Raw genomic sequence first — 23,166 nt, 5'->3', positions numbered from 1 at the left:
CCCGCGGAGACGCCGCGGCGCCGCCGGGGAGGCGGGCGCCGCGGACCGGTGCTCCTAGCGGGCGCCGAGCTTCTCCACGATCAGGCGGTAGAGCTGGCGGGGCCGTCCCGGCTGCGGGGTGCGGTTCGGCGGGAGCGGCCACGCGAGTCCCTCGTCCACCAGCGTGCGCAGCAACCGCCGTGCCGTACGCGAGGTGACGCCGAGCATCTTGCCCGCGCCCTCGGCGTCCACCACCGTGTCCCCGTTCTCCAGCTTGGCGGCCAGCCGGGCCAGCACCTCCACGCCCTTGGGTTTGGCCGTGCCGCCGTGCAGGGGCGTCCTGGGGGCGGGGACCAGCGCCCGGCCCTCGCGGTCCACCGCGAAGCCCTGGACCTGCTTGCCCGTCTGGGTGCGGGCCAGCGCCGCCCGGGCGTGGGCCTCGGCGTCATGGGTCGTACGGCCCATGCCGACGCCGACCTCCACGGCCAGTCCGAGCTCGTCGCGGACCCGCGCGGCGAACGGGAGCACCCGGAAGCCCTCGGTGGCGGTGGCCACCGATCCGCGGGTCGCGGTGACCATGTAGCTGTGGTCGTCGATCGCCGTCACCGTCGCGTTGATCCGGTTGGCCTCCTGCACCAGCAGCCGGTGCAGCGAGAGGCGCAGCTCGTCGCGCCAGTGGCGGGGGGCGGCCCGCCGTACCGGCTCCCGGAGGGTGGGCACCTCGACCAGGACCACGGTCAGCTGCGACTCCTCCAGCCGGTGGTGCGCGCCGAGCAGCGCCGCGGTGTGCAGCGCCGTCCGGACGGCGGCGGAGGTCGGGCGGACCCGGACCACCGGGACGTCCGCCGCCTGCAGGCGCTCGGCGACGGCCGGCAGGCAGGTCAGCGCCCCGGTGGTGCTTCCCTGCCGCGCCAGGCGTTCGTGGAAGGCCGTGATCGTGCCGGTGGCTCCCGGCTCGTCGCGGCTGTGCACCCCGCCGCTGGGCAGGCCCAGATCGGCGTAGGCCTCCTCGACGTCCGCCCGGCTCAGCACGTCCACGCTGACCCGGCGCGGGTCGATCCGCTCGTCCATCACGGCCCGGCCCAGCGCGGCGATCAGCGCGGCCCCGCCCAGTTGGACGTAGGTCGCCGGCATCGTCAGCGCTCCCGACCGCCGGGCCAGATCGTAGGGGATCGGGCTGGCGAACAGGCAGGCGTCCACCCCGGCCCCCAGACGGGTGACCTTGTCAGGCGCCTCCTGCTCGTCCCGGTAGGCGGCGGCCACGAGGCGGCAGGGCAGGGGCGCCGCCGCGTGGCCCATCAACATCACTCGCTCGACGAGGTCGTGGGGGCCCACCACACCGATGGTGAGATCCGGTGTCAGGGCACCCGTGCGTGACACTCGTGGAGCTTCTTCGGCCCGCTCGACCAATGTTCGTTCCCATCATGCCGTCCGTTTGTTTTCGGCTCTCTTTTGGAACGATCGCTCGTCGGGACCGTAATGTCACGCCCGATTCAGTGTCCGCCTGGGGACAACCCGTGGTGCTAAAGCCTTAACTCGTCCTATTCGTACAGGTCAAGATGGTTATAGGGCGGGTGAAACCCGTCGATTATGAGGCTGAAATCTCCTGCACCACATCCGCGCCCAGGGCCTGCATGCGCTCGGCCAGATATGAGTGGCCGCGGTCGATGAGATAGCCGGACTCGATGACCGTTTCCCCCTCGGCGGCGAGGCCGGCGAGAACGAGCGCGATTCCCGAGCGGAGGTCGTGCGCGGTCACCCGCGTGCCTTTCAGCGGGGTCGCGCCGTGGACGACGGCGCGGTTCTCCGTCACCTCGATGTTCGCGCCCATCTTGTTGAGCTCGCTGGCCAGCGCGAACCGGCCGTCGAAGATGCGCTCGTGGATGTAGCTGGCGCCGTCGGCGAGGCAGGCGACCGTCATGATCGGCGACTGCAGGTCGGTGGCGAACCCGGGGTAGGTGTCGGTGATCACGTTGATCGGGCGCAGCGGGCGGTCCCGGCGCACGTGGAGCACCGCGCCGTGGTCGGCGAACTCCACCCCCATCTGCTCCAGCTTGTAGCGGACCACGCCGAGGTGGTCCAGGTCGGCGCCGACCAGGTTGACCTCGCCGCCGGTGATGGCCGCGGCCATGGCGAACACGCCCGCGTCGAGCCGGTCGGGCATCACGGTGTGCTCGACGGCCTGGAGCTCCTCCACGCCCTCCACGGTGATGAACCCGGTGCCGCCGCCGCTGATCTTCGCGCCCATCCGGGTCAGCATCTCGATGACGTCGAGGACCTCGGGCTCCAGCGCGGCGTTCTCGATCACGGTGGTGCCGCGCCCGAGGGCGGCCGCCATGATGAGGTTCTCGGTGCCGGTGTGCGAGGGGGTGTCGAGGTACAGCTTGGCGCCGGTGAACCCGCCGCTCTTGACCCGGATGACGGTGTCCTCCTCCTCCACGGCCGCACCCAGGCGCTTGTAGCCCAGGTAGTGGAAGTCGAGGTTGCGGCTGCCCAGGTTGCAGCCGCCCACGCCCTCGATGACCGCCTCGCCGAGGCGGTGCAGCAGCGCGGGGACGAACAGCACCGAGCCGCGGAAGCGCCGGGCGATCTCCGCGGGCAGCACCGGGCTGGTCAGCCGGGAGGCGTCGATCACCAGCGTCCGCTCGGCCTCGTGCAGCTCGACCTTGGCGCCGATGGCCTCGGCCAGCTCCACCGCGCGGCGGACGTCTTCGATGATGGGGACGTTGCGCAGCACCGTGCGGCCCTTGGCCGCGAGCAGTGCCGCGCCGATCATCGGCAGAACGGCGTTCTTCGCGCCCTGGATGAATGCGGTTCCACGCAGCGCGTTGCCACCGCGCACACGGTAACGGACCATGCGTCTTGCTCCTTGCAGGTGGGGAGGTGTGACTCGTGCGCCGGGGGGACGGCAGCCGGAGTGTCGGCCCAACAGTAGTCGGTGGACACTCCTTGCCCGGTCACTTCGCCGAGGCACTACCCCGTGAAAGGTCGGCCAGTCAATTTCTCGTAAGCCTCCACGTAACGGGCACGAGTCCGCTCGACCACCTCCTCCGGGAGCGGCGGCGGGGCCTCGCCGGAGGCGCGGTCCCAGCCGGAGGCCGGGGAGGTGAGCCAGTCGCGGACGTACTGCTTGTCGAAGGACGGCTGCGAGCGGCCGGGCTCCCACTGGTCGAGGGGCCAGAAGCGGGAGGAGTCGGGGGTCAGGACCTCGTCGCCGAGGGTCAGCACGCCGTCGGCGTCCCAGCCCAGCTCGATCTTCGTGTCGGCCAGGATGATGCCGCGCTCCAGGGCGATCTCCGCGCCGCGCCGGTAGACCTCCAGCGTGATCCGGCGCAGCTCCTCGGCGACGTCCGCGCCGACCTCGGCCACGACCCGCTCGAAGCTGATCGGCTCGTCGTGCTCGCCGACGGGGGCCTTGGTGGAGGGGGTGAAGATCGGCTCGGGGAGCCGGGACCCGTCCACCAGGCCGGGCTCCAGCCGGACCCCGGAGACCTCGCCGTCGCGCCGGTAGTCGATCAGGCCCGAACCGGTCAGGTAGCCTCGCGCGACGCATTCCACCGGCACCATGCGCAGCGGCCGGCACAGCACGCTCCGCCCGTCGGGGCCGGGGGCGACGACGTGGTTCGGCACGACGTCGGCGAGCTGCTCGAACCACCACAGGGACATCCGGGTGAGGATCGTGCCCTTGTCCGGGATGTCGGGGGTCAGGACGTGGTCGAAGGCCGAGATGCGGTCCGAGGCGACCATCAGCAGCAGACCCTCTTCGGTCTGGTAGAGGTCGCGGACCTTGCCGGAGTGCAGGTGCTTCACGGCCCAAGTCTGCCAGGAGGGCGTGCGGGGCCCCTCGCCCGGGGAACCCGGAACGAGGGGCGCGGTCCTACAGGGCCTGGGCGGCGATGTCGGTGCGGTGGTGGGAGCCGCGCAGCCGGATGCGGCCGGCCAGCTCGTAGGCGGCGGCGCGGGCCGCGGCGACGTCGGGGCCGGTGCCGACCACGCTGAGCACGCGCCCGCCGGCCGAGACGACCCGGCCGCCTTCGCTGGAGGCCGTGCCGGCGTGCAGCACGTAGGCGCCGTCGATCTTCTCGTCGAGGCCCTCGATCACGTCGCCCTTGACCGGGTCGGCCGGGTAGCCCTCCGCCGCGACCACCACGGTCACCGCCGCGCCGCCGCGGTAGGACAGGGGGCCGAAGGCCTCCAGCGTGCCGGTCGCGCAGGCGAGCAGCAGCCCGCCGAGCGGCGTCTCCAGCCGGTCCAGCACGACCTGGGTCTCCGGGTCGCCGAACCGCGCGTTGAACTCGATCACCTTCGGGCCGCCGGAGGTCAGCGCCAGGCCGACGAAGAGCACCCCGGTGTACGGCGTGCCGCGCCGGGCCAGCTCGGCCACCGTCGGGACGACCGTCTCGGCCATGACCCGCTCGGCCAGGTCCGGCGGAGCCCACGGCAGCGGCGTGTAGGCGCCCATGCCGCCGGTGTTGGGGCCCTCGTCGCCGTCGTAGGCGCGCTTGTGGTCCTGGGCGGGCATCAGCGGCACGGCCGTGGTCCCGTCGCAGAGCGCGAAGAGCGAGACCTCGGGGCCGTCGAGGAACTCCTCGATGACGACCCGCCCGCAGGCGGCGGCGTGCCGGAGCGCCTCGTCGAGGTCGCCGGTGACCACCACGCCCTTGCCGGCGGCCAGCCCGTCGTCCTTGACCACGTACGGCGCGCCGAACTCCGCGAGGGCCGCGGCGGCCTCCTCGGGGGTGGCACAGGTGCGGGACCGGGCGGTGGGCACGCCCGCCGCGGCCATGACCTCCTTGGCGAAGGCCTTGGAGCCCTCGATCCGGGCCGCCTGCGCCGACGGGCCGAAGCAGGGGACGCCCGCCTGCCGTACCGCGTCGGCGACGCCGGCGACCAGCGGGGCCTCGGGGCCGACCACGACGAGGTCCGCCCCCAGTTTCACCGCCAGCGCGGCGACGGCGGCCGGGTCGCGGGCGCCACCGGGTGCAGGGTCGCGACCTGCGCGATACCCGCGTTCCCGGGAGCACAGTGGACCTCGGTCACCTGGGGGTCTGCTGCCAACGACCGGCACAGGGCGTGTTCGCGCCCGCCGGATCCGATCACAAGAATGCGCACGCGCGAGAGCCTATCGGCTGCGGATGCGGGGGTAGGGTGGAGGTCGTTCCCCCGCCCTGTGGTAGATTCGGGCGACTTTGCATGCCTCTTACCGATTGGAGGTGGTTCGGGATGTCCTCTGGCGATCCCAGCAGTACGTGCTCGCGCACGTGGCCGTGCGCAATCTCGACCATTTCTTCAATCGGTGCCCGATCTGCCCTGCGCGCATTTCGTTTGAACTGAGGTGACATCGCTTCGCGCGTGGATGGCATCAGGTTGGGCGGGAAAGGCATGCCATGCGTTCTTCGCTCCTTTTTCCCCGCATTCGGCACGTGCGCACGGTCCGTGCGCCCCACGCTCCCTCCGTCTCGGTCCGTGACCGCTTGAACGGCACCTGCGTCCCGCCGAGCGACTCCCTCGTCGAGTACGCCGCCTACGTCGGCGGCAAGCGGATCGAGGCGCTCGGCATCCCGGACGCCCTGGAGCTCGTCCGCGCGCACAACGCCGCCCGGGAGGAGGCCGACGCCTTCGTCTGGGTCGGCCTGCACGAGCCCGACGCCCCCGAGGTCGAGTGGCTGGCCGAGGTCTTCGACCTCCATCCCCTCGCCGTCGAGGACGCCGTCAAGGCTCACCAGCGGCCCAAGGTCGAGCGCTACGACGACTCGCTCTTCGTGGTGTTGAAGACCGTCGCCTACCTGGAGCACCCGGAGCTGACCGCGACCAGCGAGATCATCGGCACCGGCGAGATCATGGCCTTCGTGGGTCCCGACTTCGTGGTGACCGTGCGGCACGGCCGCTACTGCCCGCTGGCGGAGGTGCGCGAGCGCCTGGAGGCCAAGCCCAAGCTGCTCGGCCGCGGCCCGACCGGCGTGCTGCACGCCATCGCCGACCACGTCGTGGATCGCTACCTGCACGTGGCCGACGACATGCAGGCCGAGCTGGAGGAGGTGGAGGCCATGGTCTTCGCCGACGTCAGCGCCCGGGACATCAGCCGGATCTACAACCTCAAGCGCGAGATGATCGAGCTCAAGCGGGCGGTCACCCCGCTCCAGTCGCCGATGTCCACGCTGGCCCAGCGCCGGATGATCCCCTCCGAGATGCGGGAGTACTTCCGCGACGTCGTCGACCACCTCGCCCGGGTCTGCGAGCAGGTCGAGTCGTCCAACGAGCTCTGCAACTCCGTGCTGCAGGCGGCGCTCGCCCGCTCCAACGCCCTCGCCAACGAGGACATGCGCAAGATCTCCGCCTGGGTCGCCATCATGGCCGTCCCCACGATGATCGCCGGGATCTACGGCATGAACTTCGACCACATGCCCGAGCTCGACTCCGTCTTCGGCTACCCGATCGTGCTCGGCGTCATGGTGATCGCCTGCACCCTGCTCTACCGGGGATTCCGCCGCAACGGTTGGATGTAAGTCCCGGGCGGGCCTCCGGCGGCCGGCCGGGAGCGGGCCGGAGGCGGGGACACGCCCCGGTCCCGGCCTGCCCCGTACGGTCGCCGGCCGTACGGTTCCTAGACGCCTAGACGGTGACCGCGCGGCACGCGGTCACCGGGGCGGGCAGGGGGAGCCCGCGCCCGGCCCACAGGTCGCGCATCCGGTCGGGGTAGTCGGTGACGATCCCGGCCGCGCCGAGGTCGAGCAGGGCCGCGGCCCGGTCCGGTTCGTTGACCGTCCACGGGACCACCGGCAGGCCGGCGGCGTCCGCCCGGCGCATGAACTCCTCGTCCACCATCACGTGCTCGGGCGAGACCGCGGTGCCCCCGGCCGCGGCCGCGGCGGCCGGGACGTCGCCGCCGAAGTCCGAGAGCAGCAGCCCGTCCAGCCAGACGCTCTCCAGGGTGTCCAGCTCGATCAGGGCGTAGCGCCGCGCCGCCGGGGCCAGCTCCCGCGCGATCCGCAGGACGCGCCAGTCGAAGCTGAGGATCGCCGTGCCGCCGAGCCTGTCGTGCCGGTCGAGTTCGGCGACCACCAGCTCGGTGAACTCGCGGGGGTCGGCGGTGAGGTCCGGCCGGGTCGGATCGGACTTGAGCTCCACGTGCAGCCGTACCCCGTCGGCGCCGTAGGCGTCCACCAGGCCGAGCACCGCCCCCAGCGTCGGCATCCGGGTGTGCGGAACCGGGACCTGTGTGGCGGCGAAGCGGTCGTCGGGGCGGAGCGGCAGCCGTACGCCGCATTCGAGGGTGCGCAGCTGCGCCAGCGTCAGCGCGCCGACGGGTCTGCCCACGTAGGGGAAGAGCGGGTCGCCGGGCCGGGCCGGGCCGGTGTCGGCGCTGGTCACCGGGGAGACGGTGAGGTCGTGGGTGAGCACCAGCCGCCGGTCGGCCGTCAGTGCGACGTCGAACTCCAGCGCGTCGACGCCCAGCTCCAGGGCGTGGGCGAGCCCGGGCAGCGTGTTCTCCGGGCGGAGCCCGCGGGCCCCGCGATGACCGTGGATCTCGGCATGCACACCGGGACCCTACCGAGCGGGGCCCCCGGATGGCTCCCCGCCGCGGGCCCGTTCTTCCCGGCGGCCCCGCCGCGGCCGCCCTTCCGGCCGAGGCCGTACGGCTCCGCCCCGGGTGCGGAGCCGTACGGGGACGGAGCCGGACCGGCGGGCGGAGCCGTACGGGACGGGCTAGATCAGCGGGCGGAGCTGGAGGGTCTCGGTGCGGCCGGGGCCGACGCCGATGGCGGAGATCGGGGCGCCGCTCATCTCCTCCAGGGCCCTGACGTAGGCCCGGGCGTTGGCGGGCAGGTCGTCGAAGGACTTGGCGCCGGTGATGTCCTCCTGCCAGCCGGGGAACTCCTCGTAGACCGGCTTGGCGTGGTGGAAGTCCGTCTGGGTCATCGGGATCTCGTCGTGGCGCACGCCGTCCACCTCGTAGGCGACGCAGACCGGGATCTTCTCCAGGCCCGAGAGCACGTCCAGCTTGGTGAGGAAGAAGTCGGTGACGCCGTTGATCCGGGTGGCGTAACGGGCGATCACCGCGTCGAACCAGCCGCAGCGGCGGTTGCGGCCGGTGGTCACGCCGTACTCGCCGCCGGTGGTGCGCAGCCAGTCGCCCATCTCGTCGGTGAGCTCGGTCGGGAACGGGCCGGAACCGACCCGGGTGGTGTAGGCCTTCAGGATGCCGATCACCCGGCTGATGCGGGTCGGCGGGATGCCCGCGCCCGCGCAGGCGCCGCCCGAGGTCGGCGAGGAGGAGGTGACGAACGGGTAGGTGCCGTGGTCGATGTCGAGCAGGTTGCCCTGCCCGCCCTCCAGCAGCACGACCTTGCCGTCGTCCAGCGCCCGGCTCAGGATCAGCGAGGTGTCGGCGATGTGCGGCTTGAGGCGCTCGGCGTAGCCGAGGTACTCCTCCAGGACCTTGGCCGGTTCGAGCGACCGGCGGTTGTAGATCTTGGTGAGGATCTGGTTCTTCTCGCCGAGGGCGACCTCGATCTTCTTCTGCAGGATGCCCGGGTCGAGCAGGTCCTGGACCCGCACGCCCATCCGGTAGATCTTGTCGCCGTAGGCCGGGCCGATGCCGCGGCCGGTCGTGCCGATCCGGGCCTTGCCGAGGTAGCGCTCGGAGACCTTGTCGAGGGCCTTGTGGTGGGGCATGATCAGATGCGCGTTGGCGGAGATCAGCAGCCGCTCGGAGGAGACCCCGCGGGCCTCCAGCCCCTCGATCTCGCTCAGCAGCACACCCGGGTCGATGACGACGCCGTTGCCGATCACCGGCACGACGTTCGGCGACAGCACCCCCGTCGGCAGTAGGTGCAGGGCGTACTTCTGGTCGCCGATGACGACCGTGTGACCCGCGTTGTTCCCGCCCTGGTATCTGACGACGTAGTCAACCTTGTCGCCGAGCAGGTCGGTGGCCTTACCCTTGCCTTCGTCGCCCCACTGGGCGCCGAAGAGAACGACAGCCGGCATCGTTAGTCTCCCACCACAAAACGAAACCCCTGGCGCAATCGCGACAGGGGCTCTTGCGAGGAGAGAATACCCGACGGGCTCCGGAAAGGGGATCTCCCCTCCTGCCGGAGAGGGATCCCATCGCCCGGAGCGGGCCGGGCCGGGCTCTCAGCGGCCGGTCAGCACGGTGTACGCCTCGGCGCTGGAGTCCTTCAGGAAGGTCAGGCAGCGCTCGGCCTCGTCCTTCTCCCCGATGCTCTGCGCGGCCCGGGCCAGGGCGTACAGGCAGCGCAGGAAGCCGCGGTTGGGCTCGTGCTCCCAGGGGATCGGGCCATGGCCCTTCCAGCCGGCGCGGCGCAGCTGGTCGAGCCCGCGGTGGTAGCCGGTGCGGGCGAACGCGTAGGACGTCACCGCGTGCCCCGACGCGAAGTACTCCTCGGCCAGGGCGGCCCAGGCCGCCGGATGGGCGGGGAAGCTCGCGGCGACGTCGGACGCCTTGGCTCCGGACGCCAGCGCCTCCCTGGCCTCGGGCAGGTCCGGCAGCAGGGTGGGCGGGGGACCGGCGAGAAGGTTCTCGTGGGATTCCATTGGTCTTCGGCGCGCCCGCCCCGCCCGGTGGGCGGTGGGGGCGCCGTCCCTCCTCTTCGAGGTCTCGTCAGCCTGGAGCGGCGGGCGGGCGCCGGTGGGACGCCCGCCCGCCGCCGGGCCGGGGGGTGGGGCGGATCAGGTGAGCTTGGTGCCCGCGGACTTCAGGTTCTGGCACGCCTCGACGATCCGGGCCGCCATGGAGGCCTCGGCGGCCTTGCCGTACGCGCGGGGGTCGTAGGCCTTCTTGTTGCCGACCTCTCCGTCCACCTTGAGCACGCCGTCGTAGTTGGCGAACATGTGCGCGGCGATCGGGCGGGTGAAGGCGTACTGCGTGTCGGTGTCGATGTTCATCTTGACCACGCCGTAGGAGATCGCCTCGTGGATCTCCTCCAGCGCCGAGCCGGAACCGCCGTGGAAGACCAGGTCGAACGGCTTGTCCTTGCCGAACTTGGCGCCGACGGCCTCCTGGATGTCCTTCAGCACGCTCGGGCGGAGCTTGACGTGGCCCGGCTTGTAGACGCCGTGCACGTTGCCGAAGGTCGCGGCGAGCATGTAGCGGCCCTGCTCGCCGACGCCCACCGCCTCGGCGGTCGCGATCGCGTCCTCGGCGGTGGTGTAGAGCTTCTCGTTGATCTCGCCGACGACGCCGTCCTCCTCACCGCCGACGACGCCGATCTCCATCTCCATGACGATGTTCGCGCGGCGGCACTTGTCGAGGAGCTCCTTGGCGATCTCCAGGTTCTCCTCCAGGGGTACGGCGGAGCCGTCCCACATGTGCGACTGGAAGAGCGGGTCCTGGCCCCTGGCCACCCGCTCCAGGGAGACGTCGATCAGCGGGCGCATGAAGCCGTCCAGCTTGTCCTTGGGACAGTGGTCGGTGTGCAGCGCGACCGTCACGGGGTACTTCGCCGCGACGACGCGGGCGTACTCCGCCAGCGCCGTCGCGCCCGTCACCATGTCCTTGACGGTGGTGCCGGACAGGAACTCGGCGCCGCCCGTGGAGACCTGGACGATGCCGTCGCTCTCGGCCTCGGCGAAGCCGCGCAGCGCGGCGTTCAGGGTCTGGGACGAGGTCACGTTGATCGCCGGATAGGCGAAACCGCCGGCCTTGGCGCGGTCGAGCATCTCGGCGTAGACATCTGGGGTCGCGATAGGCATCGGTTCAACTCCCTGGAAGACGGCAAGCGCGGATCGGCCGGGCCTGGCGGGACCCTCGCGGGACACGGCCCGACGGCCAGTATTCCTGTTTACGCCCCGCCCCGGTAGCTCCGCCACTCCTTGATCCCGGCGGATCCTCGCACCTGTTCTCCCGCCCGTCCTCGCGCCCGTCCTCGCGCCTGTTCTCCCGCCCGTCCTCGCGCCCGTCCTCCCGTCCGGACGACGGACCCCCGGCCTCGGGCGGGAGGCCTCGCGGTCCCCGCGGCGCGGCCCGCGCTCCCGGGCGGCGGGGCCGCTCGTGGGGCCGCCGCACTTGCCGCTACTCTCCACTGTGTGGGACGCCACAGGTCCGACCCGATGGGCATCGCCCGCCTCGCTCTCGCCGGGCTCGCGGTGCTGGCCCTGCTGTTCTTGATCGTGCTGGGCGGCAGGTCGCTGTTCGGCGCGCTCGGCGCCGAGCCCGCGCTCTCCTCCTCCACCCCCGCACCCGCGACCGGATCCCCCTCCGCCACGTCCGCGCAGGTCCCCACGGTGCTCGTCGAGTGCGTCGAGGAGCACTGCCCCACGGTCTTCCTGAAGGTCGCCGGCGGCGACGTGCTGCTCAACCGGGAGATGGCCCGCGGCGAGCAGGCGCAGGCCTTCGACGGCAAGGTGGACGTCGTGCTGACCGACGCGTCGACCGTCCGCGTCCAGGTGAACGGCGTCGCGCGCTCCCCGGGCAAGGCCGGGGAGCGGCAGGAGTTCACGGCCGTCAAGGAGTAGGCGCCCGGCCCTCCCGAGGCCATGGCGCCGAGAACCGGGGTGCCCAGGACCGGGGTGCCCAGGACCGGGGTGCCGGGGCCGGGGTGCCGGGGCCGCAGGACGGTCAGGACAGGCCCAGGTCCTCCAGCGTGTAGGCGGTGCGGTACGGCAGGCCGGCCCCGGCGATGGCGGAGGCCGCCCCCCGGTCCACGATCGTGGCGACGGCCACGACCTCGGCGCCCGCCTCGCGCAGCGCCTCCACCGCGGTCAGCGGCGACCCTCCGGTCGTGGAGGTGTCCTCCACCGCCAGCACCCGCCGCCCGGCGACGTCCGGTCCCTCGATCCGGCGCTGCATCCCGTGCGCCTTGGCCGCCTTGCGGACCACGAACGCGTCGAGCGCGCGGCCCCGCGCCGCCGCCGCGTGCAGCATGGCCGTCGCGACCGGGTCCGCGCCCAGGGTGAGCCCGCCCACGGCGTCGTAGTCGAGGTCGGCGGTGAGGTCCAGCATGACCCGGCCGACCAGCGGGGCCGCCCTCCCGTCAAGGGTCACCCGGCGCAGGTCCACGTAGAAGTCCGCCTCCTTGCCGGAGGACAGCACGACGCGGCCGTGCACGACGCCCTTGCTCTTGATCTCGGCCAGCAGGTTCTCACGATCGCTCATGGCACCAAGGTTAGGGCCGCCCCCGGCGCGCCTCCGACCCGGTCTGAGGTAAAGCCGCGACTTCGGTTTAACCGTCGTGCGGACTGCGGAATGTATGGGCGCGACAACTGTAGGTAATCGCGAGGTCACAATGAGTGTTGAATCGTCTCAAGGCGACGCCGAGTTGCTCGCCGCGACCCGGAACGGGAACGCGGCGGCCTACGGCGGCCTCTACGAACGGCACGCGCCGGCGGCGCGCGCCCTGGCCCGGCAGCTCGTCCGGAGCGCGGCCGAGGCCGAGGACGTCGTGGCGGAGACGTTCACCAGGATCCTCGACCTGACCCGGCGGGGCGGCGGTCCCAAGGAGGCCTTCCGGGTGCACCTGCTCACCGCGGTCCGCCGTACGGTCTACGACCGGGAGCGGCGCCGTACCGCGAGCGGCGAGGTGTCCGAGGGGGAGGCGGAGCTGTTCGACCCCGGGGTGCCCTTCGTGGACCCGGCGCTGATCGGACTGGAGCGCTCGCTGGTCGCCCGGGCCTTCCTGTCGCTGCCCGAACGCTGGCAGTCGCTGCTGTGGCACGTCGAGGTGGAGAAGTCCGGGCCCGCCGACGTCGCGCCGCTGATCGGGCTCCCCGCCGACCAGGTGGCGGAGCTCCTCGGCAGGGCGAAGGAGGGGCTGCGCCAGGCGTGCCTGAAGGTGCACCTGTCCGGAACGCCGCGGAAGGGGTGCCGCCCGTCGCTGTCGAAGATGGGCGCCTACGTCCGGGGCGGCCTGGTCAAGCGGGAGACCCGGCTCATCGACCGGCACATGGACGGCTGCACCGACTGCCGGGCCGTGTTCATGGAGCTGACCGACGTCGACCGGGGCCTGCGCGTCATCGTCGGCCCCCTCATCGCGGGGCCGGTCCTGGACGGATACCTCACGGCGCTGGGCAAGGCGGGGCGGCGCGTCCGCGCTCGCCGAGCTGCGGCCGGGCAGCGCGCGATGACGCCGGACCACACGGGCGAGACCTACCAGCTCGACGCCGCACTGGACGTCGCGGCGGCGAGGCTGCACCGCCGGGTGGCGGCCGAAGTGGCCGAGGCCGTCGGGCTGCTGGCGCGTCTGTCCGCGGTGGTGGACGTGCCCGAACCGCTGCGGGGGTACCACGACCGCTTCCTGGACCGGTACGGCGTCGACGTCCCCGTGCCCGTCCGCGAGCTGCTCGACCCCGCGACGGGGCTCGGCCCTCCCACGCACGACGCCGGGCGGGGCGGCTCCCACGGCGGCGGGCTCAGCCGCTACGAGCAGGTGCTCCTGGAGACGCTGGCCGGGGCCTGCCGGGACGGCGCCGGGGAGGTCGAGCTCACCGACGGGCTCGTGCGCCGGCTGCTCGGCGACCGGGTGTCCTCCGCGGGCGACCGGCTGCCGATGCCGTCCGTGGACGTCTACCTCCAGCTCGCCGCGGCCGACGCCGGCGCCGTCGACCGCGGCGAGTACCTGGCGGTGCTGAACACGCACGGCCTGGCGCCCGGAGGCTGCACGTTCGGGCGCTTCGCCGACCTGTTCACCCCCGAGCAGCAGGACCGCCTGGCCGACTACATCCGGCACCGGGAGCGCCGGGCCCCCCACGCGGCCGTGGCCGAGCTGGCCTACCTGCCGACGAACGGCCGCGCCGGCAATGTGGCGGTCCGGCCGCGGATCCACCGCTACGAGATCCCGGTGAACGTCTCCCCGTCGGCCCCGCCCGACGACGTGATCGACCTGGACGACATCTGCGTGGGGGCCTCCCACGACAGGTTCTACCTGTGGTCGCGCAGACTGGGCCGGGAGCTCGTCATCGCCGAGAGCCACATGCTGTCGGCGGCGGTCGCGCCCGACGTCGCGCGCTTCCTCATCGAGGCCTCCCAGATGCGCCACCGGCGGATCACCGCGTTCAGCTGGGAGAGCCTGGAGTCCGGCCCCTATCTGCCCCGCGTGGTGCGCGGGAAGGTCGTGCTGCGCCCGGCGGAGTGGGGACTGAACGAGGCGCCGCCCGGCGACGGACCGTTCGCCGAGCGGCTGGACGCCTGGCGGCGGCGGTGGCGGGTCCCCCGGCACGTCTACCTGGTCGACGAGGACAACCGGCTGCTGCTGGACCTGGAGCACCCGGACTGCCGGGCCGAACTGGGCCGGGGGCTCGCGAAGGGACCCGTGCGGCTCCAGGAGATGCTGCCGGGCGCGGACGATCTGTGGGTGCGCGACACGGCGGGGCGTCCCTATGTCACCGAGTTCGTCCTCCCCCTGACCTGCGAGGCCCCGCCGGACCCGCCGGTGCCGGCCGAGGCGGTCGCAGCCGCCGCCCGCGCCCCGCGCCAGGTGGCCAGACCCCGGCTGCTGCCCGGCGGTGCGTGGTCGTTCGCCAAGCTGTACGCGGACCTCGAACGGCACGATGAGATCATCGCCGGGCCGCTCCGGGAGCTCGCCGAGAGCCTGGGCCCCGCCGCCGACCGGTGGTTCTACATCCGCTACACCGACCCCGCTCCTCACCTGCGCGTGCGCTTCCGGGCGGCCGACGGCGCCGACCCCCGCGCCGTCCTGGACCGCCTGCTGGAGTGGGGACGGCACCAGGTCGAGCGCGGGCTCGCCGCGGACCTCGCCGTGGCCGGCTACGACCCGGAGGTCGCCCGGTACGGCGGGCCCGCCGTCCACGACGCGATCGAGCGGGTCTTCACCGCCGGCAGCCGGAGCACGGCGGCGATCCTCGACCTGGTCTGGTCGGGTCGCCTGGACCTCGACCGGGAGCTGCTCACGGTCGCCGTCCTCGACAAGCTGTACGAGCAGTGGGGGCTCGGCCCCGCCGAACGGCTCGCCGCCGTTCCCGCCGTGGAGGCGGACGAGGCGGCCCTCGCCCTGTACCGGCCGCGCCGTAAATTCCTTGCGGACCTCCTGGTGCCGTGGGACGCTCACCCGGAGCCGCTCGCCCGCTCCGTCCACGCCCTGCTGGAGCCGGTCCTCGCCGAGCAGGCCGCCGCCGTCTCCACCGCCGCCCGCGCCGTACGGCGGGCCGCCGCCGAGGGCGAGCTGTGGGGCACCGAGCACGACATCCTGCTCAGCCTGGCGCACATGACGGTCAACCGGATGGCGGGGACGGACCGCGCGGGCGAGGAGCGCTCCTACGCGATCTGGAAGCACGTCCTGAAGATGATCGGAGGACGCCCCGCATGACCGCCGAAGCGATGCCCGAGGAGCTCGCGGAGAACGCCCGGACGTCCGCCAGTCCCTCCTACTGGTTCCACCTGGTCGGCGTCTTCTGGCGTCTCAGCCCGTGGAAGGTCGCCCTGACCGGGCTGCTCTCCTGGGTCTCCGCGGCCGTGCCCGGCCTGCAGGTGGCGCTGACCGCGCAGGCCGTGGGCGGCGTGGCGGCGGAGTTGACGGGCCGGGGGCAGGGCCGGGACCAGGTGGTCTTCGCCATCTCGGCGATGGTGGCACTGGCCGTGACGACCCACGTGCTCGGCGCGGTGCAGCGCTACCTCGGCGCGGTGCTCGCCCTGGAGCTGACCATGAAGATCAGCGAGATGGTCATGGTCAAGGGCACCCGCATGGACCTGGAGTCCTACGAGAACGCCGACTACTACGACCGGCTGGAGCGGGCCAAGGCCGAGAGCGGCTCCGGCAACGCCTACGAGATCCTCAAGCAGATCGTCGACACCGTGGCCGCCCTCGTCACGCTGGTCTCCATCAGCGTCGCGCTGTTCTCCTGGCACCCGTGGGCCGCGCTGCTGACCCTTCTCTCGCCCCTGCCCGCCACCGCCGTGAACGCCTTCTACGGCAAGCGGGAGTGGCAGGTCGAGTACGACCGCGCACAGGAGCGGCGCAAGTCGTTCTACTACCAGTGGATCACCACGTCCGACCACAGCTTCATGGAGATCAAGCTGTTCGGTCTGGGCTCCTACTTCATCGGCAGATACCGGGAGCTGATCGACTCCTTCTTCCGTGTGGACAGCCGGCTGGCCGCCGGGCGGAGCTGTGGGGGGCCGTCACCGGCCTGATCGGCGTGTTCGGGTCCATGGGCGCGATCACCCTGGCCGTCTTCTCGGCGATGTCGAGCGGCACGATCGGCGAGCTGGCCGGATTCCTCCAGGCCATCACCGCGGTCAGCGCGGCCAGCGCGGGCCTGCTGGGAGGACTCGCCGGGCTCTACCAGAACGCGCTCTACACCGGGAACCTCTTCGACTTCCTCACCCTGCCCGAATCGGGGATAACCGGCGGCGACCGGCGGTTCCCCGCCGAGCTGCGGCACGGGATCGAGTTCCGCGACGTCACGTTCGTCTACCCGGGCACCGACACGAAGGCCCTCGACGGTTTCAGCTGCGTGATCCCGGCGGGCCGGTGCTGCGCCGTCGTCGGCCACAACGGCGCAGGCAAGTCCACCTTGGTCAAGCTGCTGGCCAGGCTGTACGAGCCGACATCCGGTGAGATCCTGATCGACGGGCACCCGATCGAGGAGTACGACCTGGACGACCTGCGCGGCAACATCGGCATCATCTTCCAGGACTTCCTCAAGTACGAGATGACCGCGCGGGAGAACATCGGATTCGGGCGGATCACCGCGCTCGACGATCTGCCCAGGATCACCGCGTCGCATGCCAGAGCGGCGCGGACGCCGCGATCGAGGGCCTCACCGAGGGCTACGGCACCCAGCTCGGCCGCCAGTTCCAGGACGGCGAGCAGCTGTCCGTCGGACAGTGGCAGAAGGTCGCCCTGGCCCGCGCGTTCATGCGGCGCGCCCCGATCCTCGTCCTCGACGAGCCCACCGCCGCCATCGACGCCCAGGCCGAGGCTGAGATCTTCGGCAGGCTGCGGCAGGTCGCGGCGGACGCCACGGCGCTGCTGATCGCGCACCGCTTCTCCACCGTCAGAATCGCCGACAAGATCATCGTGATCGAGAACGGCAGGCTGGCCGAGGAGGGCACCCACGGCGAGCTGATGGCCCAGGGCGGGGTCTACGCCCACCTGTTCAGCCTGCAGGCCGCGGGCTACCTGGACGAGGAGCCCGCCGTCTGAGTCACCTGACTCCGCCTGCCCGGCACCTCCCGCGGGAAGTCCGCGCGGCGGTGCGGGGACGGCGTCAGGCGGCGAGCCGCAGGCCCAGCGCGGTGAGGTTGCTGCGGGCCCAGTCGAGCTCCTCGGCCAGCGCGCTGACCAGCGCGCCGGGCCCCCTGGTCCGCAGCGGCACGGCCAGGTCGTGGATCTCGACCTCGATGTGGGCCGTTCCGCTCACCGCCCCGGAGAGCATCGCGGTGAGCGTGTCCTCCAGGACCGGGCGGGTGCTCGGCAGCTCCCGGCAGGAGTCGCCCGTGTGGTTGTGGACGTGCCCGAGCTTGACCACGGGGGTGCCCGCCGCGGCCAGACCGCGCAGGGCCGCTCCGGCCTCCTCGGTGACCCCGGCGCCCGCCGTTCCTCCGGCCAGGTGGCAGGCGTCCAGGCAGACCCCGAGGTGCTCGGAGTCGATGCCGCAGACCCGCTCCAGGGCCTGCTCGGTGGTCTCCAGCACGCAGCCGGGCCAGGGTTCGAAGCCGACTCTGATGGTCTTGCCGGTCACGCTGTACAGGCCCCTGAGCTCCCGGGAGAGGCGTTCGAGGCGCCGGGCGGCGATCGCGTGCAGGTCGGCGGGCCAGTCGCGGCGCCAGCCGATGGGGATGGTGGAGATGCTGCCGAAGCGCACGTCCTCCGGGAGCAGGAAGGCCAGGATCTTGGCCAGCGCCATCGTGTAGCGGTAGCGCTCGGGCTTGGCCCAGTCCGGTCCGGGGGCCTCCTGGTTGCGGCCGCCGGTGCCGTTGAGGCTGACGACCTCCAGGCCGCGCTCCTCCAGGGAGCGGCGGAGCCGTACCAGCTCGATCCGGTCGGCGGTGAGGTGGTCGGCGACGGCCGGCGAGAGCCAGAGGCCCACGCCCATCCGCTCCACGCCGAGGCGCTTGCGCACCGGGACCGCGTAGCGGGTCAGGTGCGCGATCAGGTTCTCCAGGTCCTCGGCGGGATGCACGCCCGCGTTGTAGGCCAGGTGGACGAGCGTCCCGTCCTCGTGCCGCAAGCGCATCGGGTGCCTCCCAGGCGTGTTCCGTGTAAGAGACTCCGGTCGTCCGCGGCCGCCCTGCGCCCGCGGGCCCGGCCTCGTGGGCCGTCGCGTCTCTTTCCTGCCGGGAACTCGACCCGGTCCGTCGAGCATCTCCCACCGATGCCGATCCACGCGTCACTCCCGGAGCTGACACGCCCGTACATCGCTGGGCTGATCTCTGGGACCGGTCCCCGCCGGGACGGAATGGTGGCCGGACGGCCGGCGGGACGTGGTCCAGTTCGCTCTACAGAGTGTAGTACTACCTTTGGTGGCGAGAAGCACCCTTGGGTAACAAATAGACGGACCCCGCCGTGAGGTGCTCACGGCGGGGTCCGCCCCTGCCTGTCCGGCCGTCTCCGGCCGGGTTCCGTCCGCGCTGCGTCAGTGCTGGATCGGCTCCACGATGGAGGCGGCCGAGTCCGGGACCCGGTTGCCTCCCGGCGCGTTCTCACCGGCGAAGGTGAACTTGGCCTCCTCGCCCTCGCCCTCGATCGCGATCTTGACGATCTGGCCGGGGCGGAGCTCACCGTAGAGGATCTTCTCCGAGAGCGTGTCCTCCAGCTCGCGCTGGATCGTCCGACGGAGCGGGCGAGCGCCCATCACCGGGTCGTAGCCCCGGTCGGCCAGCAGCTGCTTGGCCTCCGGCGAGACCTCCAGGCCCATGTCGCGGTCCTTCAGGCGCTCGGCGACCTGCGCGAGCATGAGGTCCACGATCTTGATGATCTCCTTCGGCGTCAGCTGGTGGAAGACCACGATGTCGTCGACGCGGTTGAGGAACTCGGGCCGGAAGTGCTGCTTGAGCTCCTCCTGGACCTTGGCCTTCATCCGGTCGTAGTTCGACTCGGTGTCGTTGGACTTCGCGAAGCCCACCCCGATGCCCTTGGAGATGTCCTTGGTGCCGAGGTTGGTCGTCATGATGATGACGGTGTTCTTGAAGTCCACCACCCGGCCCTGGGCGTCGGTCAGGCGACCGTCCTCCAGGATCTGCAGCAGCGAGTTGAAGATGTCCGGGTGAGCCTTCTCGATCTCATCGAAGAGGACCACGGAGAACGGCTTGCGCCGCACCTTCTCGGTGAGCTGGCCGCCCTCCTCGTAGCCGACGTAGCCGGGCGGGGAGCCGAACAGCCGGGAGACGGTGTGCTTCTCCATGAACTCGGACATGTCCAGCATGATCAACGCTTCCTCGTCCCCGAACAGGAACTCGGCGAGCGTCTTGGACAGCTCGGTCTTACCGACGCCGGACGGGCCGGCGAAGATGAACGAGCCACCCGGGCGGCGCGGGTCCTTCAGGCCCGCGCGGGTGCGCCGGATCGACCGGGACAGGCCCTTGACGGCGTCCTCCTGGCCGATGATCCGCTTGTGCAGCTCGTCCTCCATGCGGAGCAGCCGCTGGGACTCCTCCTCGGTGAGCTTGAAGACCGGGATGCCGGTGGCGGTGGCGAGGACCTCGGCGATGAGCTCCTCGGTGACCTCGGCCACGACGTCCATGTCGCCGGCCTTCCACTCCTTCTCCCGGCGCTCGCGCTTGAGCTGGAGCTGCTTCTCCTGGTCGCGCAGGGCCGCGGCCTTCTCGAAGTCCTGCGCGTCGATCGCGGACTCCTTCTCGCGCCGCACGTTGGCGATCTTCTCGTCGTACTCGCGCAGGTCCGGCGGCGCGGTCATGCGGCGGATGCGCATGCGCGAGCCGGCCTCGTCGATGAGGTCGATCGCCTTGTCCGGCAGGAACCGGTCGCTGATGTAGCGGTCGGCCAGCTGCGCGGCGGCGACCAGGGCGCCGTCGGTGATGGAGACGCGGTGGTGCGCCTCGTAGCGGTCGCGCAGGCCCTTGAGGATCTCGATCGTGTGGCTGAGGCTGGGCTCGGCCACCTGGATCGGCTGGAAGCGCCGCTCCAGCGCCGCGTCCTTCTCCAGGTGCTTGCGGTACTCGTCGAGCGTGGTGGCGCCGATGGTCTGCAGCTCGCCGCGGGCCAGCATCGGCTTGAGGATGCTGGCGGCGTCGATCGCGCCCTCCGCGGCGCCCGCGCCGACGAGCGTGTGCAGCTCGTCGATGAACAGGATGATGTCACCGCGGGTGCGGATCTCCTTGAGGACCTTCTTCAGGCGCTCCTCGAAGTCACCGCGGTAGCGCGAGCCGGCCACCAGCGCGCCGAGGTCCAGGGTGTAGAGCTGCTTGTCCTTGAGCGTCTCGGGCACCTCGCCCTTGACGATCTTCTGGGACAGGCCCTCGACGACGGCGGTCTTGCCCACGCCGGGCTCGCCCACCAGAACCGGGTTGTTCTTGGTCCTCCGGGAGAGGACCTGCATGACCCGCTCGATCTCCTTGTCGCGGCCGATCACCGGGTCGAGCTTGCCCTCGCGGGCGGCCTGGGTCAGGTTGCGGCCGAACTGGTCGAGCACGAGGGAGGTCGACGGCGCGGCCTCCTGCGGCCAGCCCGAGGCGGCCGGCTCCTTGCCCTGGTAGCCGTGGAGCAACTGGATGACCTGCTGACGCACCCGGTTGAGATCGGCGCCCAGCTTCACCAGCACCTGGGCGGCGACGCCCTCGCCCTCACGGATGAGGCCGAGCAGGATGTGCTCGGTGCCGATGTAGTTGTGACCCAGCTGCAAGGCCTCGCGGAGCGACAGCTCAAGGACCTTCTTGGCGCGCGGGGTGAACGGAATGTGCCCCGACGGCGCGGACTGTCCCTGGCCGATGATCTCCTCGACCTGCTGACGCACACCCTCAAGACTGATGCCGAGGCTCTCCAGAGCCTTGGCGGCAACGCCTTCACCTTCATGGATCAGACCAAGAAGAATGTGCTCCGTACCGATGTAGTTGTGGTTGAGCATCCGGGCCTCTTCTTGGGCCAGGACGACAACCCGCCGTGCGCGGTCGGTGAACCTCTCGAACATCTCGTCGCTCCTCACAGAGCGGTCAGGCAGGTCCGGGATATCCGGGCCCTGTCCTCCCGCATGGTAGCCCCGACCCGGCAACCGCTCTACGTAGAAGACGTTCCCCGAGAGCAGGGCGTTCACGCTCTATCCAACTACCTGTCGGGGGTGCGATGTTCCCGATACGCCGCAAGCGAACGACGTTTATCGACCACTGAGACCGCATTCGCGGCCCGTGCGCGCCGGACACGCCATGGAGAGGGTCTCCGGAGCCCGCTCCGAGGACGGACCGCGGGTCCGGACGGGAGCGGCCCGGACGGGAGCGGCGGGACGGGTCCCGGAACGCATCATGCGGTCATGGCCGTCACCGGACCCCACCGTGACCGCCATGACCGCATGATTCACCGGCCGGCGAACCGCTCTCGCCGACCACCGGTCAGTGCGCCGCCTCGTACTGCTCGACGATCTTTGAGGCGATCCGGCCGCGCTCGCTGACGTTCATGCCGTGGGACTTGGCCCACGCACGGATGTCGGCGCTCTTCTCCCGGGTCAGCGCCCTCGTCCCGCCGGCGCGGCGGCGGCGAGGGGCGAGGGCCCCGGCGCGACGGGCGCTCGCCACGAAAGGCGAGAGGGAGTCGCGGAGCTTCTTCGCGTTTACGTCACTCAGGTCAATCTCATAGCTGGTGCCGTCAATCGCGAAGGAGACAGTCTCATTGGCCTCGCCCCCATCGAGGTCGTCGATGAGAATCTCCTGGATCTGCTTGGCCATCTACGCAATCCTTTCGCGGAGTATTGTTTCATTCGCTAGCCAAACATATACCCATGGTGAGAGCGCAGCAATTCCGAAGCCCGGTGATTCTCCACGGAAGCGGGGGAAGAGGGGCTCAGCCGTTCTGCGACTCGCCCTGATCGGCACGTTTCGCGGGACGGCGACCGGCCGCCTCACTGCGAAGGAGCTTGAAAACTGCATACACGAAGACCCCACCGACGACCGCAGGGGGTATCAACGCGGACATTACCTCGTACATTGGTCCTCACTCCGCACCGGGGCGACATTCCGGGTCATGAGATTTTCCGTGGCGACATCGCGGTCCGGGAGCGCGACCGGACGGGCGGATCGGCCCACACATGACCATAGCGGCTTCCAGGAGCGATGTGCGTCCCAGGACGCCCATGACGCTCATCCACCACCTTAATGCTTCTCTCCAGGCGTCTTACCGGTTGCACTCCGTAAAGCGCCGGGGAAAAGAGTGACAGAGTGATCACAGGTTGATCGCTTTCCCCGGCGGGCCGCATCACCGCAGGTCCTTGACCACCACGGTCCCCGCCAGCCTGTCGTGCGGCCCCCGCTGAAGGGGCTTGTCCATGAGGATGAACAGGGCCCCCGCGAAGCCGAGGACCGCGGCCAGGAGGTCCACCACGGGAATGCCCGCGGTCAGTAGAACACCGGGGTAGAGAGCCGCCCGCCTCATCAGACCGGCCCGGCCTCGGTCCGCACCGCCGTACGGGGCCAGCCTGATCCTCATCAGTTTCTTACCGACGGTACGGCCGTCCCGGGCGTGCAGGACATAGTCGTAGAGCGTATAACCGCCAAAGGCGATCAGACCGGCGAAGAACCCCGGCAGCGCCCGGGCGTCGGCGGTACGCCCTTCACCCGCCGGCGTGAGGAGCGAGTAGAACGACAGCGAGAGAATCCAGTAGACCGCCACGAAGCCGACGGCGTCGATGATGCGGGCCGCCAATCGTTCCCACCATTCAGCGGGCGGCGGAGTGTCCGGGGCCGCCGGATACGGCGACGGAAGCGGCGGATCCATCCGGCGGAAGACTCCCTTACCCGATGGCGTTACCCCGTCTCCCGAAGGGGCGGGGGTCCTCGCTCGGCCTCCGTCGGCCCCGCCGGTCCGGGAAAGGGGGAAGCCGGTCCCTTCCGGGAGCGGTGGAAGCGGCGCGGCCGGATAAGAGCCCGCGGGCGGAGGAGAGGCCGGCCCGAGGTGATTGTCTTCGGAGCGCGGAGAGGCGGCCATGGCGTTCCTCCCGCCGGCGCGAATGGTTTTGCAGTCTTCCGCAGTCTGCCCCGGGGAGACCGCCCGACACCGTTTTCCCGCCCGGGCATGAAAGCGGGGCCGGCGGTTCCTCCGCCGG

The 23,166-nt window shown here is 71.3% G+C and carries 17 protein-coding genes and 2 pseudogenes; 6 read left to right on the top strand and 13 right to left on the bottom strand.

The genetic code is table 11. The annotated features are described in order from the left end of the window. Nucleotides 1-54: 54 nt before the first annotated feature. From ACWJ6R_RS01905 to purD, 4 genes and pseudogenes are all read right to left on the bottom strand, one after another. Nucleotides 55-1,284 carry a GTP cyclohydrolase IIa gene (locus ACWJ6R_RS01905; RefSeq protein WP_449060528.1) on the bottom strand — a complete coding sequence of 410 codons (1,230 nt, stop codon included), beginning with the start codon at nt 1,282-1,284 and terminating at the stop codon, nt 55-57. A gap of 283 nt (nt 1,285-1,567) precedes the next feature. Further along, nucleotides 1,568-2,836: a UDP-N-acetylglucosamine 1-carboxyvinyltransferase gene (gene murA / locus ACWJ6R_RS01900; RefSeq protein WP_449060526.1), complete on the bottom strand. Its 1,269-nt coding sequence runs from the start codon at nt 2,834-2,836 to the stop codon at nt 1,568-1,570. Between the two features lie 116 nt (nt 2,837-2,952). Further along, a complete protein-coding gene (locus ACWJ6R_RS01895; RefSeq protein WP_449060525.1) occupies nt 2,953-3,789 on the bottom strand; it encodes a phosphoribosylaminoimidazolesuccinocarboxamide synthase in 837 nt (278 codons plus the stop codon). A gap of 67 nt (nt 3,790-3,856) precedes the next feature. Further along, nucleotides 3,857-5,091, bottom strand: a pseudogene (gene purD, locus ACWJ6R_RS01890) (phosphoribosylamine--glycine ligase). 275 nt (nt 5,092-5,366) lie between these two features. Between purD and corA the strand changes: the two are divergent. Then, the gene (corA, locus tag ACWJ6R_RS01885; RefSeq protein ID WP_449060524.1) at nt 5,367-6,485 is read left to right on the top strand and encodes a magnesium/cobalt transporter CorA; all 1,119 of its coding nucleotides are present in this window, start codon (nt 5,367-5,369) and stop codon (nt 6,483-6,485) included. 106 nt (nt 6,486-6,591) lie between these two features. Here the strand turns inward: corA and ACWJ6R_RS01880 are convergent, their stop codons facing one another. The 4 genes from ACWJ6R_RS01880 to fbaA form a co-directional block, all read right to left on the bottom strand. Next, complete coding sequence (locus ACWJ6R_RS01880) at nt 6,592-7,518, bottom strand: glycerophosphodiester phosphodiesterase family protein (protein ID WP_449060523.1); 927 nt, start codon at nt 7,516-7,518, stop codon at nt 6,592-6,594. A 168-nt stretch (nt 7,519-7,686) separates the two neighbouring features. Beyond that, complete coding sequence (locus ACWJ6R_RS01875; protein ID WP_449060522.1) at nt 7,687-8,970, bottom strand: adenylosuccinate synthase; 1,284 nt, start codon at nt 8,968-8,970, stop codon at nt 7,687-7,689. A gap of 147 nt (nt 8,971-9,117) precedes the next feature. Further along, complete coding sequence (locus ACWJ6R_RS01870; RefSeq protein ID WP_449060521.1) at nt 9,118-9,537, bottom strand: DUF3151 domain-containing protein; 420 nt, start codon at nt 9,535-9,537, stop codon at nt 9,118-9,120. Nucleotides 9,538-9,672: 135 nt separating this feature from the next. After that, entirely contained in the window at nt 9,673-10,695 is a 1,023-nt protein-coding gene (gene fbaA / locus ACWJ6R_RS01865) for a class II fructose-bisphosphate aldolase (RefSeq protein ID WP_449060520.1), read from the bottom strand. A 333-nt stretch (nt 10,696-11,028) separates the two neighbouring features. Here fbaA and ACWJ6R_RS01860 point away from each other — a divergent pair, with 333 nt between their 5' ends. Further along, a complete protein-coding gene (locus ACWJ6R_RS01860) occupies nt 11,029-11,457 on the top strand; it encodes a hypothetical protein (protein ID WP_449060519.1) in 429 nt (142 codons plus the stop codon). Nucleotides 11,458-11,560: 103 nt separating this feature from the next. Here the strand turns inward: ACWJ6R_RS01860 and pyrE are convergent, their stop codons facing one another. Continuing rightward, nucleotides 11,561-12,097: an orotate phosphoribosyltransferase gene (gene pyrE, locus ACWJ6R_RS01855; protein ID WP_068897986.1), complete on the bottom strand. Its 537-nt coding sequence runs from the start codon at nt 12,095-12,097 to the stop codon at nt 11,561-11,563. A 130-nt stretch (nt 12,098-12,227) separates the two neighbouring features. Between pyrE and ACWJ6R_RS01850 the strand changes: the two genes are divergently transcribed. The 4 genes and pseudogenes from ACWJ6R_RS01850 (at nt 12,228) to ACWJ6R_RS01835 (ending at nt 17,102) form a co-directional block, all read left to right on the top strand. Beyond that, nucleotides 12,228-15,263 carry a thiopeptide-type bacteriocin biosynthesis protein gene (locus ACWJ6R_RS01850; RefSeq protein ID WP_449060518.1) on the top strand — a complete coding sequence of 1,012 codons (3,036 nt, stop codon included), beginning with the start codon at nt 12,228-12,230 and terminating at the stop codon, nt 15,261-15,263. After that, the gene (locus tag ACWJ6R_RS01845; protein ID WP_449060517.1) at nt 15,260-16,087 is read left to right on the top strand and encodes a hypothetical protein; all 828 of its coding nucleotides are present in this window, start codon (nt 15,260-15,262) and stop codon (nt 16,085-16,087) included. The genes ACWJ6R_RS01850 and ACWJ6R_RS01845 overlap by 4 nt, the downstream gene beginning before the upstream one ends. Nucleotides 16,088-16,104: 17 nt before the next feature. Next, nucleotides 16,105-16,796: pseudogene (locus ACWJ6R_RS01840) on the top strand (ATP-binding cassette domain-containing protein); the annotation flags it as partial. 18 nt (nt 16,797-16,814) lie between these two features. Further along, entirely contained in the window at nt 16,815-17,102 is a 288-nt protein-coding gene (locus tag ACWJ6R_RS01835; protein ID WP_449060529.1) for a hypothetical protein, read from the top strand. Between the two features lie 64 nt (nt 17,103-17,166). On the opposite strand, the gene ACWJ6R_RS01830 is transcribed toward ACWJ6R_RS01835, so the two are convergent. The 4 genes from ACWJ6R_RS01830 to ACWJ6R_RS01815 all read right to left on the bottom strand — a co-directional run bounded on the left by ACWJ6R_RS01830 (nt 17,167) and on the right by ACWJ6R_RS01815 (nt 22,838). Next, nucleotides 17,167-18,135 carry a TIM barrel protein gene (locus ACWJ6R_RS01830; RefSeq protein WP_449060516.1) on the bottom strand — a complete coding sequence of 323 codons (969 nt, stop codon included), beginning with the start codon at nt 18,133-18,135 and terminating at the stop codon, nt 17,167-17,169. 399 nt (nt 18,136-18,534) lie between these two features. Next, on the bottom strand, nt 18,535-21,045 hold the full coding sequence (locus tag ACWJ6R_RS01825) for an ATP-dependent Clp protease ATP-binding subunit (RefSeq protein ID WP_449060515.1): 2,511 nt from the start codon (nt 21,043-21,045) through the stop codon (nt 18,535-18,537). A gap of 415 nt (nt 21,046-21,460) precedes the next feature. Further along, nucleotides 21,461-21,793 (bottom strand): histone-like nucleoid-structuring protein Lsr2, encoded by a 333-nt coding sequence (locus ACWJ6R_RS01820; protein ID WP_449060514.1) that lies wholly within the window; start codon nt 21,791-21,793, stop codon nt 21,461-21,463. Between the two features lie 526 nt (nt 21,794-22,319). Continuing rightward, nucleotides 22,320-22,838, bottom strand: coding sequence for an RDD family protein (locus ACWJ6R_RS01815; RefSeq protein ID WP_449060513.1), 519 nt, complete (start codon nt 22,836-22,838; stop codon nt 22,320-22,322). Between the last annotated feature and the right edge of the window lie 328 nt (nt 22,839-23,166).

This window comes from Planomonospora algeriensis, assembly GCF_977012225.1.
This window is presented reverse-complemented; position numbering and strand designations above follow the sequence as displayed.

Coding starts and splice junctions, on each gene's coding strand:
- ACWJ6R_RS01905 (WP_449060528.1), bottom strand. CDS start 1,284: ATGTTGATGGGCCACGCGGCGGCGCCCCTGCCCTGCCGCCTCGTGGCC.
- murA (WP_449060526.1), bottom strand. CDS start 2,836: ATGGTCCGTTACCGTGTGCGCGGTGGCAACGCGCTGCGTGGAACCGCA.
- corA (WP_449060524.1), top strand. CDS start 5,367: ATGCGTTCTTCGCTCCTTTTTCCCCGCATTCGGCACGTGCGCACGGTC.
- ACWJ6R_RS01875 (WP_449060522.1), bottom strand. CDS start 8,970: ATGCCGGCTGTCGTTCTCTTCGGCGCCCAGTGGGGCGACGAAGGCAAG.
- ACWJ6R_RS01870 (WP_449060521.1), bottom strand. CDS start 9,537: ATGGAATCCCACGAGAACCTTCTCGCCGGTCCCCCGCCCACCCTGCTG.
- fbaA (WP_449060520.1), bottom strand. CDS start 10,695: ATGCCTATCGCGACCCCAGATGTCTACGCCGAGATGCTCGACCGCGCC.
- pyrE (WP_068897986.1), bottom strand. CDS start 12,097: ATGAGCGATCGTGAGAACCTGCTGGCCGAGATCAAGAGCAAGGGCGTC.
- ACWJ6R_RS01850 (WP_449060518.1), top strand. CDS start 12,228: ATGAGTGTTGAATCGTCTCAAGGCGACGCCGAGTTGCTCGCCGCGACC.
- ACWJ6R_RS01845 (WP_449060517.1), top strand. CDS start 15,260: ATGACCGCCGAAGCGATGCCCGAGGAGCTCGCGGAGAACGCCCGGACG.
- ACWJ6R_RS01835 (WP_449060529.1), top strand. CDS start 16,815: ATGCGGCGCGCCCCGATCCTCGTCCTCGACGAGCCCACCGCCGCCATC.
- ACWJ6R_RS01830 (WP_449060516.1), bottom strand. CDS start 18,135: ATGCGCTTGCGGCACGAGGACGGGACGCTCGTCCACCTGGCCTACAAC.
- ACWJ6R_RS01825 (WP_449060515.1), bottom strand. CDS start 21,045: ATGTTCGAGAGGTTCACCGACCGCGCACGGCGGGTTGTCGTCCTGGCC.
- ACWJ6R_RS01820 (WP_449060514.1), bottom strand. CDS start 21,793: ATGGCCAAGCAGATCCAGGAGATTCTCATCGACGACCTCGATGGGGGC.
- ACWJ6R_RS01815 (WP_449060513.1), bottom strand. CDS start 22,838: ATGGATCCGCCGCTTCCGTCGCCGTATCCGGCGGCCCCGGACACTCCG.